General features: G+C 67.6%; 11 protein-coding genes and 1 CRISPR repeat array. Of the genes, 4 read left to right on the top strand and 7 right to left on the bottom strand.

The genetic code is table 11. From position 1 onward, the window contains the following. The coding region (locus QMX85_RS12870; RefSeq protein ID WP_282341429.1) for an efflux transporter outer membrane subunit at positions 1 to 1143 on the top strand (1143 nt) is incomplete at its 5' end. Here QMX85_RS12870 and QMX85_RS12865 read toward each other — a convergent pair. Then, on the bottom strand, positions 1130 to 1780 hold the full coding sequence (locus QMX85_RS12865; protein WP_282341427.1) for an HAD family hydrolase: 651 nt from the start codon (positions 1778 to 1780) through the stop codon (positions 1130 to 1132). The genes QMX85_RS12870 and QMX85_RS12865 overlap by 14 nt on opposite strands. A 320-nt stretch (positions 1781 to 2100) precedes the next feature. Beyond that, positions 2101 to 2424: a CRISPR direct-repeat array (repeat unit 29 nt; unit sequence CTTCACTGCCGCGTAGGCAGCTCAGAAAG). A gap of 155 nt (positions 2425 to 2579) precedes the next feature. Here QMX85_RS12865 and QMX85_RS12860 point away from each other — a divergent pair. After that, the gene (locus tag QMX85_RS12860; protein ID WP_282341425.1) at positions 2580 to 3611 is read left to right on the top strand and encodes a LacI family DNA-binding transcriptional regulator; all 1032 of its coding nucleotides are present in this window, start codon (positions 2580 to 2582) and stop codon (positions 3609 to 3611) included. Positions 3612 to 3659: 48 nt separating this feature from the next. Here the strand turns inward: QMX85_RS12860 and QMX85_RS12855 are convergent, their stop codons facing one another. The 6 genes from QMX85_RS12855 to QMX85_RS12830 form a co-directional block, all read right to left on the bottom strand. Continuing rightward, a complete protein-coding gene (locus tag QMX85_RS12855; RefSeq protein ID WP_282341423.1) occupies positions 3660 to 4958 on the bottom strand; it encodes an MFS transporter in 1299 nt (432 codons plus the stop codon). A 103-nt stretch (positions 4959 to 5061) separates the two neighbouring features. Further along, positions 5062 to 5964, bottom strand: a complete 903-nt coding sequence (locus tag QMX85_RS12850; protein WP_282341420.1) for an NAD(P)-dependent oxidoreductase — start codon at positions 5962 to 5964, stop codon at positions 5062 to 5064. Then, positions 5957 to 6955 (bottom strand): transketolase C-terminal domain-containing protein, encoded by a 999-nt coding sequence (locus QMX85_RS12845; RefSeq protein WP_282341418.1) that lies wholly within the window; start codon positions 6953 to 6955, stop codon positions 5957 to 5959. The genes QMX85_RS12850 and QMX85_RS12845 overlap by 8 nt, the downstream gene beginning before the upstream one ends. Continuing rightward, positions 6952 to 7785, bottom strand: coding sequence for a transketolase (locus QMX85_RS12840; RefSeq protein WP_282341416.1), 834 nt, complete (start codon positions 7783 to 7785; stop codon positions 6952 to 6954). Before QMX85_RS12840 ends, QMX85_RS12845 begins: the two co-directional genes overlap by 4 nt. 155 nt (positions 7786 to 7940) lie before the next feature. After that, positions 7941 to 8873 carry a cation diffusion facilitator family transporter gene (locus tag QMX85_RS12835; protein ID WP_282341414.1) on the bottom strand — a complete coding sequence of 311 codons (933 nt, stop codon included), beginning with the start codon at positions 8871 to 8873 and terminating at the stop codon, positions 7941 to 7943. A 63-nt stretch (positions 8874 to 8936) separates the two neighbouring features. After that, positions 8937 to 9479 carry a gamma carbonic anhydrase family protein gene (locus tag QMX85_RS12830; protein WP_282341412.1) on the bottom strand — a complete coding sequence of 181 codons (543 nt, stop codon included), beginning with the start codon at positions 9477 to 9479 and terminating at the stop codon, positions 8937 to 8939. A gap of 133 nt (positions 9480 to 9612) precedes the next feature. Between QMX85_RS12830 and prlC the strand changes: the two genes are divergently transcribed. Together prlC and QMX85_RS12820 are read left to right on the top strand one after the other, a co-directional pair. Beyond that, positions 9613 to 11658, top strand: coding sequence for an oligopeptidase A (prlC, locus tag QMX85_RS12825; RefSeq protein ID WP_282341410.1), 2046 nt, complete (start codon positions 9613 to 9615; stop codon positions 11656 to 11658). Next, on the top strand, positions 11655 to 11927 hold the full coding sequence (locus QMX85_RS12820; RefSeq protein ID WP_090224532.1) for a YheV family putative zinc ribbon protein: 273 nt from the start codon (positions 11655 to 11657) through the stop codon (positions 11925 to 11927). Before prlC ends, QMX85_RS12820 begins: the two co-directional genes overlap by 4 nt. Positions 11928 to 11934 lie beyond the last annotated feature (7 nt).

The following is an 11934-nucleotide window of genomic DNA, read 5'->3' as shown; positions in this document are numbered from 1 at the left end:
CGCCTGCGCCAGGCGGCGGCCCGCGCCCGCGTGGCCGGCGCGCCGCTGCTGCCGCGTCTGGATGGCAGTCTCGGCGCCAGCCGCGAGGGCCGCCTGGGCAGCGACGCCGACGTCGCGGGCAACCTCTACGGCGGTGGCCTGGCCGCCAGCTACGAGGTCGACCTGTGGGGCCGCTTGTCCGCCGACCGCCAGGCCGCCGAGGCCGAACTGGCCGCCAGCCGCTTCGACCGTGACGCTCTGCGCCTGACGCTCGGCGCCAGCCTCGGTGAGACCTGGCTGCGCCAGGTGGCCCTGGCCGAACGCCTGCGCCTGGCCGAACTCAACCTGGCCAACGCCGAGCGGGTGCTGGCCACCGTGCAGGCGCGCCAGGTGGCGGGTTCCGCCACGCAACTGGAACTGGCCCAGCAGCGCGGCCTGGTGGCCGAGCAGCGGCGCTCCCGCGAGGAACTGCGGCAGCAGGCTGAAGACGTGCGCAGCGCCCTCGCCGTGCTGCTCGGCCAGGCCGTGCCGGCCGAGCCGGCGAGCGCCGCGCTGGCTGCACTGGTCGTGCCCCCGGTGAGTGCCGGCCTGCCCAGCGAGCTGCTGCTGCGCCGGCCCGACCTGGCCCGCGCCGAGGCGCAACTGAGCGCCGCCGATGCCGACCTGCGTGCGGCGCGGGCGGCCATGCTGCCGCGACTGAACCTGTCGGCTGGCGCCAGCGGCTCCGCTGGCAGCCTCAACCGGGTCTTTGCCGATCCGGTCTACTCCCTTGCTGCGGCGCTGACCGCGCCGATCTTCGATGGTGGCGCCCTGGCCGCCGAGCGCGACCGCGCGGCGGCGCGCCGCGAGGAGCTGCTCGCTGACTACCGGCAGGGCATCGTCGCGGCCTTTGCCGACGTGCAGGTGGCGCTCAATGCCGGCGCCGGCGTCGAGGCCCAGTGGCAGGCCCAGCAGGAGGTGCAGGCCCAGGCCGAGCGCGCCCTGCAACTGGCTGAGCGGCGCTACCGCGCCGGTGCCGAGGACCTGCTCAACCTGCTCGATGCCCAGCGCACCCTGTATGCCGCCGAAGACCAGAGCGCCCAGCTGCGCCTGGCCCGCCTGCAGGCGAGCGTGGCCCTGGCACGGGCGCTGGGCGGTGGCTGGCAGGCTGCTACGGGCGAGTGAAGGCTTGCTGCAGCTCGGCCAGCGTGGCGAAGTACCAGGCCGGCGACTCGGCCATCAGCTCGGCGTGGCTGCCGAAGCCGTAGCCGATGCCGACCGCCTGCAGGCCATTGCGATGGGCGCCGATCAGGTCGTGCTTGCGGTCGCCGATCATCAGGCAGTCGGCCGGGGCCAGGCCTTCCTCGGCGAGCAGGTGGCGGATCAGCTCGACCTTGTCGGTGCGCGTGCCGTCCAGTTCGCTGCCGTAGATCACCTTGAAGTGGCGGTCGAAGCCGAAGTGGCGGGCGATCTCGCGGGCGAACACGGTTGGCTTCGAGGTCGCGATGTACAGCGTGCGGCCCTGGGCGTTGAGCGCGTCGAGCATCTCCAGCACGCCCTCGAACACCCGGTTCTCGTACAGCCCGGTGACCTTGAACCGCTCGCGGTAATGCCCGACCGCCTCCCACGCCCGCGCCTCGTCGAAGCCGTACTGCTGCATGAACGCCTGCAGCAGCGGCGGCCCGATGAAAGGCTCCAGCTTCGCCAGATCCGGCTCGTCGATACCCAGCTGCGCCAGCGCATGCTGAATCGACCGCGTGATGCCCACGCGCGGGTCGGTGAGGGTGCCGTCGAGGTCGAAGAGAACGGTGGACTGATGCATGGGGCCTGTCGCGCACTGAGAACGGGCGCGAATTGTCCCGCACCCCACCCCGAGCCGCAAATCGCCAACGGGAAATCGGTTACGTCGCGTGGAGAGGATGTTGAGCTGCCTGTCCGGAAATGAAGCGGTGGCACGGCATCTCGAACCCGCGCGCCATTTTTTGCGCTGCCTATGCGGCAGTGAAGGGTTCCGAGTGAGTAGTTGATGGAAGGCGCAATTTCTGAGCTGCCTATCCGGCAGTGAAGTCGCCGCAGCCTGAAGAAGATCAAGCGCAGAATTGCTGAGCTGCCTATCCGGCAGGGGACCATGAGGTTCATTTCTGAGCTGCCTATCCGGCAGTGAAGGAGGCCTCGCCGTATGAGGCCGGCGCCCCTCTTTCTGAGCTGCCTATCGGCAGCTCAGAAAAGAACGTCAAAGTCCTGGTCCGCCACCAATACCTTCACTGCCGCGTAGGCAGCTCAGAAAGAGCAGCTCGCCCATCTCGCGGAGGGAGGCGGCTTCACTGCCGCGTAGGCAGCTCAGAAAGCTCAAGCCAGGCGCGGAACGTCTGTATCTCTCTTCACTGCCGCGTAGGCAGCTCAGAAATCCTCAATACGCCGCTTTCGTCGCGCCACCCCTTCACTGCCGCCTAGGCACTCCAAGAACCGCTGGCGAAAATCCCATCGGTGGCACGTTCACAGCCGCCCAGGTGTTCTCGTGCGCCGGGCAGCCGGGCGCCGGCTCACATTCTCCCAAGTTCGCGCTTCTTGTCCGGCATAATCGGGTGGAATTTTCCATAGCGACGCAGGCGCAGGTCGTCATGAGCGAAAAGAAACCCAGGAAGCGCCGCGGCTTCTCGCAGAAGGTCACGATCCACGACGTCGCCCGCGAGGCAGGAGTTTCGTCGATCACGGTGTCGCGCTATTTCAAACTGCCGGAGAAGGTCGCCAGCGCCACCCGAGAGGCCATCGAGGCGGCGGTGAAGCGGCTCGACTACACACCGAACCTGGCGGCAATGACGCTGGCGTCGAACCGCGGTCCCATCGTCGCGGCGATCGTGCCGAACCTCTCCAACTCGATCTTTTCCGAAACCCTACAGGAGATCGAGCGCATCCTGCGTCCGGCCGGGCTGCACCTGCTGATCGGCCACAGCCATTACTCGGCGCAGACCGAGGAAGAGCTGGTGCGCACCTTCCTCGCCTACCGGCCGAACGCGCTGATCCTCACCGGTTGCATCCAGACGCCGGCCACCGAGGCACTGGTGCGCGCGGCGCAGATCCCGGTGATCCAGATGTGGAGCCTGACCGACACGCCCATCGATGTCTGCGTCGGAATGTCGAACTACGAGGCGGCGCTGCAGATGACCCGCTACCTGATCGGCAAGGGTCACCGGCGCATCGGTTATATCGGCGGCCTGCTGGAGAACAACGACCGCGCGCAGCAGCGCGAGCTGGGGTTCTGCGCGGCCCTGGAGGAGGCCGGGCTGCCATGCGAACCCTGGCAACTGGTCCATGCGCCGTTCGAGTTCGTCGCCGGCGGCGAGGCGATCGACAGCCTGCTCGCCGCGCACGCGCTGGATGCAGTGTTCGCCAGCTCCGACATTCTTGCCGTCGGTGTCATGCTGGCCTGCCTGCAACGCGGCCTGAAGCTGCCCGCCGACCTGGCCATCGCCGGTTTCGACGACACCGGGATTTCCTCGATGATGAGCCCCTCGCTGACCACGCTGCACGTGCCGCGCAAGGCCATCGGTGCGCAGGTGGCGCAGTGCATTCTCGACCGCCTGAACCAGCGCGATAGCGGCCAGCGTATCTTCGATCTGGGCTTCGAGCTGGTCGAGCGCGACAGCGCCTGAAACCGGCGGGGCCGGCGTGTCGAAGGCCCCCGCATTGCCCTCGGTACGCTAGACGCCGCCGCGTAGCGTGCCCGGCTTGCCCAGGGCGACGCCCACCGACAACGCGTCGCCCTTCACCACTACCGCGCAGATCAGCGAAACCAGGCAGACCACGGCGAGGAACATCGCCACATACCAGGGTTCGCCGCCGCTGAACTTGAGCAACGAGGCGGCGATCAGTGGCGAGAAGCCGCCGAAGATAGCGGAGAACTGATAGGCGATCGACAGCCCGGTGTAGCGCACCCCGGCGCCGAACAGCTCGCTGAAGAAGGTCGGCTGCACGGCGAACATGGTCATCTGGCCGAAGTTGAAGCCCAATACCATGGCCAGGAAGATCAGCGTGACGCTCTGCGTGTTGAGCAGCATGAAGTAGGGGAAGGCGAACAGCGCCATGAACGCCGCGCCGGCCACGTACATGGTGCGCCGGCCGACCCGGTCGGACAGCCAGCCCACGAGCGGACACATGAAGATGCCGATGGCCGAGGCGATCAGCACACCGCGCAGCGGGATCGAGCGGTCCATCGCCAACTGGCTCGACACATAGACGATGGTGAAGGTGTTGATCACGTTGGAGGCGGTGGTTTCCGCCAGCCGTGCGCCGATGGTCAGCAGCAGCGCGCGTGGGCTTTCCTTGAGCAGGATCAGCAGCGGCGGGCGGCTCGGCTTGCCGGCTGCCTCTTCGACGGCCTTCTTGAAGTCCGGCGTTTCGGTGATGTTGAAGCGGATCACCAGGCCGACCACCATCATGATCGAGCTGAGCAGGAAGGGTATCCGCCAGCCCCAGCTGAACACCGCGTCCTCCGGTAGCTGCATGACCAGGGCGAACACTCCGGTGGCCAGCAGCACGCCGGCCGCGGCGGCCGATTGCGGCACGCTGCCCCAGAAGCCGCGCTTGCCTTCCGGCGCGTGCTCGATGGTCAGCAGCGCGGCGCCGGCGTATTCGCCGCCGAGGCCGAAGCCCTGCAGCAGGCGCAGCACGGAAAGCAGGATCGGCGCCCAGATGCCGACCTGCCCGTAGGTCGGCAGGCAGCCGATCAGGGTGGTGGCGACGCCGATGATCACCAGGGTGGCGAGCAGGCTCTTCTTGCGCCCGACGCGGTCGCCGAAATGACCGAATACCAGCCCGCCCAGCGGTCGCGCGAGAAAGCCCACGGCGGAGGCGGCGAAGGCGGCGATGATGCCGGTCAGGCGGTCTTCGGAGGGAAAGAACAGCGGGCCGAAGACCAGCGCGGCGGCGGTGCCGAAGATGAAGAAGTCATACCATTCGAGTACCGCGCCGGCGAAGCTGGCGGACGCGACCTTGTTCATCGATGTGCGGGGGCGAGTGTCTGTCATTGTTCTTGTTCTCTGTGGGTGCGAGGGATCGGTTAAACGGTTCGACGGTTCGCGGTGCCTCCGACGACGGGCGTGCTCAGCGGGGATCTCTATCGCCCGGCCCCATTAGCTCCTCCAGAAGCAGCAGCATGGCCGTGCAGTCGTCCTGTCCGCGCCCACGGTTGCGGCTGAGGCTGAACAGCTCGCGCGCGGCGCCGCCCAGCCACAGCGGCATACCCACGTCGGCGCCCAGCTCGAGTGCCAGGCCGAGGTCCTTGAGCCCCATCAGCAGCGGAAAGTCCGGGGTGATGTCGCCGGCCAGCACCTTCTTTGGAAAATTGGTCAGCAACTGGCCCTTTCCGGCCGCCGTCTCGCTGATCAGTCCGAGGAATTGCTGGCGGTCGAGCCCGAGCTTGCCGGCGAAGGCGAGCATCTCGCTGGCGATCACCATGTTCACCATCGAGCCATAGTTGTTCACCAGCTTGGCGCGGATGCCGCTGCCCACCGGGCCCATGTGCAGAACCTTCTCGCCCATGGCGCGGAACAGTGGCATCGCCGTCTCGAGGTCCGCCGGCGCGCCACCGGCGACCACGATCAGCGTGCCGTCGATGGCCTCGCGCTTTCCGCGCGCCACCGGGGCGTCGACGAAGCGCCGCCCCTCGGTCTGCAGACGTTGTGCCGTGCGCAGGGTTTCCCGCGCCGAGCCGGTACTCATGTCGATCACCAGGCCGCCGCGGCGCAGGCTCGCGGCCGCGCCGTCGGTGCCGAACAGCACGGCTTCGACGAAGCTTGAATTGGGCAGCATGCAGATCACCACGTCGGCTTCGCGCGCGGCGTCGGCGGGCGACTCGGCGCAGTACGCCGAGCCCTCGAAAGCGGCCAGGGCCGCCGTGCTGACGTCGAACACGCGCAGCGCGAAGCCCTCCTCGATGAGGTTGCGCGCCATTGGCGCGCCCATGGTGCCGAGGCCGAGGAAAGCAACGCTGAAGGCCTCAGACATGCGCACCTCCGAGCAATCCGCTGGCGGCGCGGGCGATGTGTTCGGCGGTCAGCCCGTACTGCTGTTGGAGGAACGGCGTGGAGCCGCCCTGGGCGAAGGTGTCGGCCACGCCGACGCGGGCGAAGCGGCAGGCCATCCCTGACTCGGCGAGAACTTCGGCGACGGCGGTGCCCAGCCCGCCGATGATCGAGTGGTTTTCCGCGGTGACGATCGACCTGCACTGGCGGGCACGCGTGAGCACGGCGTCGCGATCCAGTGGCTTGATCGTGTGCATGTTGATCACCGCCGCCTGGACGCCCTGGGCGCGCAGCTGCTCCGCGGCCTGCAGCGCCTTGGGCACCATCAGCCCGCAGGCGAAGATCGCTACGTCGGCGCCCTCGCGCAGGGTCTGCGCGCGGCCGATGTGCAGTTCGAGCGGCTCCTCGCCCTCGGCCAGCGGCGTGGCCGGGCGCTCCATGCGCAGGTATACCGGACCCGGGTGCGCCGCCACCGCGCGGACCGCGGCACGGATCTGCGCCGGGCCGCAGGGTTCGACCACGGTCATGTTCGGCAGCGCGCGCATCAGCGCGATGTCCTCGATGGCCTGGTGCGAGACGCCGAGCAGGGTGGTCAGGCCGGGCAGGAAGCCGACCAGCTTGACGTTGGTTTTCGGGTAGGCCAGCTGCATGGCGATCTGGTCGTAGGGCCGTCGCGACATGAACACACCGAAGCTGTGCACGAAGGGGATGTCGCCCATCCGCGCCATGCCGGCTGCCGTGCCGACAGCGTTGGCCTCCTGCATGCCGATCATGAAGAAGCGCTCCGGCAGCCGGTCGCGAAACAGATCGGTCTCGGTGGAGGCGGACAGGTCGCAGCCCAGGCAGACCACATTCGGGTTCTCCCCGGCGAGCTCCAGCAGCGCTTCGCCGTAGTAGCGCGGAATCGCCTGGTTGCCATAGACCGAGGCGGACGCGGTGAAGTCGCCCAGATGCAGGTCGGTACGGGTATTCATGCCGGCTCTCCCAGTTCGCTCAGCGCGTCGGCGGCGGATTGCCCGTTCAGCACCATGTTGTGACTCATTTGCCCCTCGAGGAAGCTGACACCCTTGCCTGGCACGGTGTTGGCGATGATCGCGAAGGGTTTGCCGGGGCAGGCGCGGGCCTGCGCCAGGGCATCGAGCAGGGCCGGCAGGTCGTGGCCGTCGAGGCTCACGGTGGCCCAGCCGAAGGCCCTCCACTTGTCCTCGATGGGGTCCATGCGCAGCACCTTGTCGATGTTGCCTTCCACCTGCATGCGGTTGAGATCGACGATCAGGCACAGGTTGTCGAGGCCGTAGCTGGCGGCACAGAGCGCGGCTTCCCAAGTCTGGCCTTCCTGCATTTCGCCGTCGCCGAGGATCACGTAGTAGCGCCCGTCGAAGCCGCGCCGGCGCGCCGACAGGGCCATGCCAGTGGCCACCGAAAGGCCCTGGCCGAGCGAGCCGCAGGTGGCCTCGACCAGCGGGCCGAGGCGTTCGGAAACGTTCACCTCGAGTGGCGAGCCGTCATGGCAATAGCTGTCCAGGCTCGCGGCGTCGATCAGCCCGCATTCGGCCAGGGTGGCGTGGAACACCGCCGAGTTGTGCGCGGTGGACAGTACGCAGCGGCTGCGCCCGGGGCGCTCCAGGTAGTCCGCATCGATATCCAGTTCGTTGAAATAGACAGCGGTGAAGAGCTCTGCCGCGCCGAGGCCTTGCTGGACATAGCCCTGGCCGCGCTGGGCGACCAGGCGAACCACCTGGCGGCGGATGTGCTGGGCATGGCGTGCGAGCGACGCCACATGGGGATCGGGATGAGTCGTCACGACAGTCCTCTCTATTGTTGTAATGGTTATGAGTGTTACCGGTAACATGTGACTGTCGAAAATTATCTGGTCGTCATCGACGTGGATGCAAGGTCCAGATGGCGGGGGATCAGGAAGTAACTGGCCCCATGGGCGGGTGCCCACCGAGCGGCGATTCAGCCTTCGCCGTGCAACGCATCGTGCGCGTGAAGGCGGCTGTGCCCGGTGCAGTGGCTGCGTTCCAGTTGCAGGGTGCAGTGGCTGATGTCGAAGGTGTCGTGCATCAGTTCGTTGACCCGTGCGATCAGGCGGTCGCCGTGCTCCGGGTCTAGGGTGCCGGCGATCACCAGGTGCGCCGAGAGCAGTCGCCGTTGTGGGGTCAGGCCCCAGATGTGCAGGTCGTGCACATCCTCGACTTCAGGTTGCGCGGCAAGGGCTTTGCGCACCGCCTGCGGGTCGATGCCCGAGGGCACGCCTTCGAGCAGAACGTTGGAGCTGGTGCGCAGCAGCGACCAGGTGCGCGGCACCACCCAGAGCGCGATCAGCACGGCGACGATCGGGTCCGCCGGGGTCCAGCCGGTGTAGCGCACGATCAGCGCGGCGATGATCACGCCCACCGAGCCGAGCATGTCGCTGAGCACTTCCAGATAGGCGCCGCGCAGGTTCAGGCTGTCGTCCTGGCCGGCGCTGAGCACGCGCATGGAAATCAGGTTCACCACCAGGCCGAGTACGGCTATCGCCAGCATGGTGCCGGTTTGCAGCTCCGGCGGCTGCATCAGGCGGCGCACCGCCTCGACCATGATGTACACCGCCACGCCGAGCAGCAGCAGGGCGTTGAACGCGGCGGCAAGGATCTCGAAGCGCGCGTAGCCGAAGGTCCGCCGCGCATCGGCCTGGCGCCTGGACACGCGGATCGCCAGCAGGGCGATGAGCAGCGCGGCGGTGTCGGTGACCATGTGCGCGGCATCCGAGAGCAGCGCCAGCGAGTGGCTGAGCAGCCCGCCGATCAGCTCGGTGAGCATGAAGCCGCCGGTCAGCGCCAGGGCGATCCACAGGGCCTTCTCGTTCGCCTGGTTGCCGTGTCCGTCGTGGGAATGATCGTGTGCCATGCGCTGTGCCCTGGGAATGTGAGCAGATGACCGGGGCGAGGCCGGCGAAGTTCGCCGCGGCCGTCAGTGGTCGAAACCGGCGGCCAGGTGCTGATCCTTGAGCTTCACGTAGTTGCCGGCGGTGTAGGCGAAGAAGCTGCGTTCCTTGTCGCTCAGCGGGCGCGCCTGTTTCACCGGGCTGCCGACGTAGAGGAAGCCGCTTTCGAGCACCTTGCCCGGCGGCACCAGGCTGCCGGCGCCGATGATCACCTCGTCCTGTACCACCGCGCCGTCCATGACGATGCTGCCCATGCCGACCAGGATGCGGCTGCCCAGGGTGCAGCCGTGCAGCGTGACCTTGTGGCCGACGGTGACCTCGTCGCCGATGATCAGCGGGAAGCCGTCCGGATTGAACGGGCCGGCGTGGGTGATGTGCAGCACGCTGCCGTCCTGAATGCTAGTGCGCGCGCCGATGCGGATGCGGTGCATGTCGCCGCGGATCACGCTGAGTGGCCACACCGAGCTGTCCTCGCCGATCTCGACGTCGCCGATGACCACCGCCGAGGCGTCGACGAAGGCGCGCTCGCCGAGCCGCGGGGTGCTGCTGTTGTATGTTCTGATCGCCACGATAGAAACCTCTCTGGCTGCGGTGAGCCCCGATTGTAATTAAGATGGAAGGCATGTCGCTGAACGATGACCGCGGGAAAGGCAGCCGCCGCGCGTGGTCACAGCATGAGAATCCACGCTACAGGTGAACATCTTGACCGCCGAAAATCCCCTGCTTCAGTCCTTCGACCTGCCGCCGTACTCCGCGATCAAGCCCGAGCACGTCGAGCCGGCGGTGGACGCCATCCTCGCCGACAACCGCGCCGCCATCGCCGCGCTGCTCGCCGCCCCGTCGACGCCGAGCTGGAGCAGCCTTGTGCTGGCCCTCGACGAACTGGGCGCGCGCCTCGGCCAGGCGTGGAGCCCGGTCAGCCACCTCAACGCCGTGTGCAACAGTGCCGAACTTCGCAGTGCCTACGAGGCCTGCCTGCCCAAGCTCTCCGAGTACTACACCGAGATGGGCCAGAACCGCGCGCTGTTCCAGGCCTACGAGGCGCTGGCGAACAGTCCCGAAGCAGCCGGCTTCGACGTGGCGCAGAAGACCATCCTCGAACACACGCTGCGCGACTTCCGCCTGTCCGGCATCGACCTCCCGCCCGCCGAGCAGAAGCGCTACGGCGAAATCCAGATGAAGCTCTCCGAGCTGACCAGTGCCTTCTCCAACCAGTTGCTCGACGCCACCCAGGCCTGGACCAAGCAGATCGACGACGAAGCGCAGCTGGCCGGCCTGACCGATTCGGCCAAGGCGCAGATGAAGCAGGCGGCCGAGGCCAAGGGCGTCGAAGGCTGGCTGATCAGCCTGGAATTCCCCAGCTACTACGCGGTGATGACCTACGCCGACGACCGCGCCCTGCGCGAAGAGGTCTACACCGCCTACTGCACGCGCGCCTCCGACCAGGGCCCGAACGCCGGGCAGAACGACAATGGCCCGCTGATGGAGCAGATCCTCGACCTGCGCCAGGAACTGGCGAAGCTGCTCGGCTTCGGCAACTACGCCGAGCTGTCGCTGGCCAGCAAGATGGCCGAGTCCACGGACCAGGTGCTGAGCTTCCTGCGTGACCTCGGCGTGCGCGGCAAGCCCTTCGCCGCGCAGGACCTCGCCGAGCTAAAGGCCTTCGCCGCCGAACAGGGCCTGCACGACCTGCAGAGCTGGGACGTCGGCTACTACAGCGAGAAACTGCGCGAGCAGCGCTACAGCATTTCCCAGGAAATCCTTCGCGCGTACTTCCCCATCGACAAGGTGCTCTCCGGCCTGTTCGTCATCGTCGAGCGCCTCTACGGCATCCAGATCGCCGAGCTGAAGGGCTTCGACAGCTGGCACCCGGACGTGCGCCTGTTCGAGATCAGCGAGAACGGCGAGCACGTCGGGCGCTTCTTCTTCGACCTCTACGCCCGCGCCAACAAGCGCGGCGGCGCCTGGATGGACGGCGCGCGCGACAAGCGCCGCACCGCCGGCGGCGAGCTGATCAGCCCGGTGGCCAACCTGGTGTGCAACTTCACTCCGGCGGTCGGCGGCAAGCCGGCGCTGCTCACCCATGACGAAGTCACCACGCTGTTCCACGAATTCGGCCACGGGCTGCACCACCTGCTGACCCGTGTCGAGCATGCCGGCGTGTCCGGCATCAACGGCGTGGCCTGGGACGCGGTCGAGCTGCCCAGCCAGTTCATGGAGAACTGGTGCTGGGAGCCCGAGGGCCTGGCGCTGATCTCCGGCCACTACCAGACCGGCGAGGCGCTGCCGCAGGCCCTGCTGGACAAGATGCTGGCGGCGAAGAACTTCCAGTCCGGGCTGATGATGGTGCGGCAGATCGAGTTCTCGCTGTTCGACTTCGAGCTGCACGCCACCCACGGCGACGGGCGCAGCGTGCTGGAGGTGCTCGAAGGCATTCGGGACGAGGTGTCGGTGCTGCGTCCGCCGGCCTTCAACCGCTTCGCCAACAGCTTCGCGCACATCTTCGCCGGCGGTTACGCGGCCGGTTACTACAGCTACAAGTGGGCCGAAGTGCTCTCCGCCGACGCCTTCTCCCGGTTCGAGGAGGAGGGCGTGTTCAACGGTGAAACCGGCCGCGCGTTCCGCGAGGCGATCCTCGCGCGTGGTGGCTCGCAGGCGCCGATGGTGCTGTTCGTCGACTTCCGCGGCCGTGAGCCGAGCATCGATGCGCTGCTGCGCCACCTTGGCCTGAGCGCGGAGGCGGCATGAGCGACACGCCCGTGATCAAGAAGCGCTTCATTGCCGGTGCCGTGTGCCCGGCGTGCAGCGCGGCCGACACCATCAAGATGTGGAGCGTCGATGACGTTCCGCACCGCGAGTGCGTCGCCTGCGGCTTCTCCGACACCCTCGACGCGCAGGGTAATTCGGTGCCCAGCGAACTGCCCACGCGGGTCAGCAAGCCGGCGCCGAAGCGGGCCGACCCGAAGATCGTCCCGGTGCAGTTCTTCCCCAATCCGAAGTTGAAGAAGCCCGAGTGACGGCGCC

It is taken from the genome of Pseudomonas sp. PS02288 (genome assembly GCF_029959715.1).
Lineage (GTDB): Bacteria > Pseudomonadota > Gammaproteobacteria > Pseudomonadales > Pseudomonadaceae > Pseudomonas_O > Pseudomonas_O kuykendallii.
The sequence above is the reverse complement of the archived record's forward strand: the minus strand, read 5'-3'. Positions and strand labels throughout refer to the sequence as shown.

Coding starts and splice junctions, on each gene's coding strand:
- QMX85_RS12865 (WP_282341427.1), bottom strand. CDS start 1,780: ATGCATCAGTCCACCGTTCTCTTCGACCTCGACGGCACCCTCACCGAC.
- QMX85_RS12860 (WP_282341425.1), top strand. CDS start 2,580: ATGAGCGAAAAGAAACCCAGGAAGCGCCGCGGCTTCTCGCAGAAGGTC.
- QMX85_RS12855 (WP_282341423.1), bottom strand. CDS start 4,958: ATGAACAAGGTCGCGTCCGCCAGCTTCGCCGGCGCGGTACTCGAATGG.
- QMX85_RS12850 (WP_282341420.1), bottom strand. CDS start 5,964: ATGTCTGAGGCCTTCAGCGTTGCTTTCCTCGGCCTCGGCACCATGGGC.
- QMX85_RS12845 (WP_282341418.1), bottom strand. CDS start 6,955: ATGAATACCCGTACCGACCTGCATCTGGGCGACTTCACCGCGTCCGCC.
- QMX85_RS12835 (WP_282341414.1), bottom strand. CDS start 8,873: ATGGCACACGATCATTCCCACGACGGACACGGCAACCAGGCGAACGAG.
- QMX85_RS12820 (WP_090224532.1), top strand. CDS start 11,655: ATGAGCGACACGCCCGTGATCAAGAAGCGCTTCATTGCCGGTGCCGTG.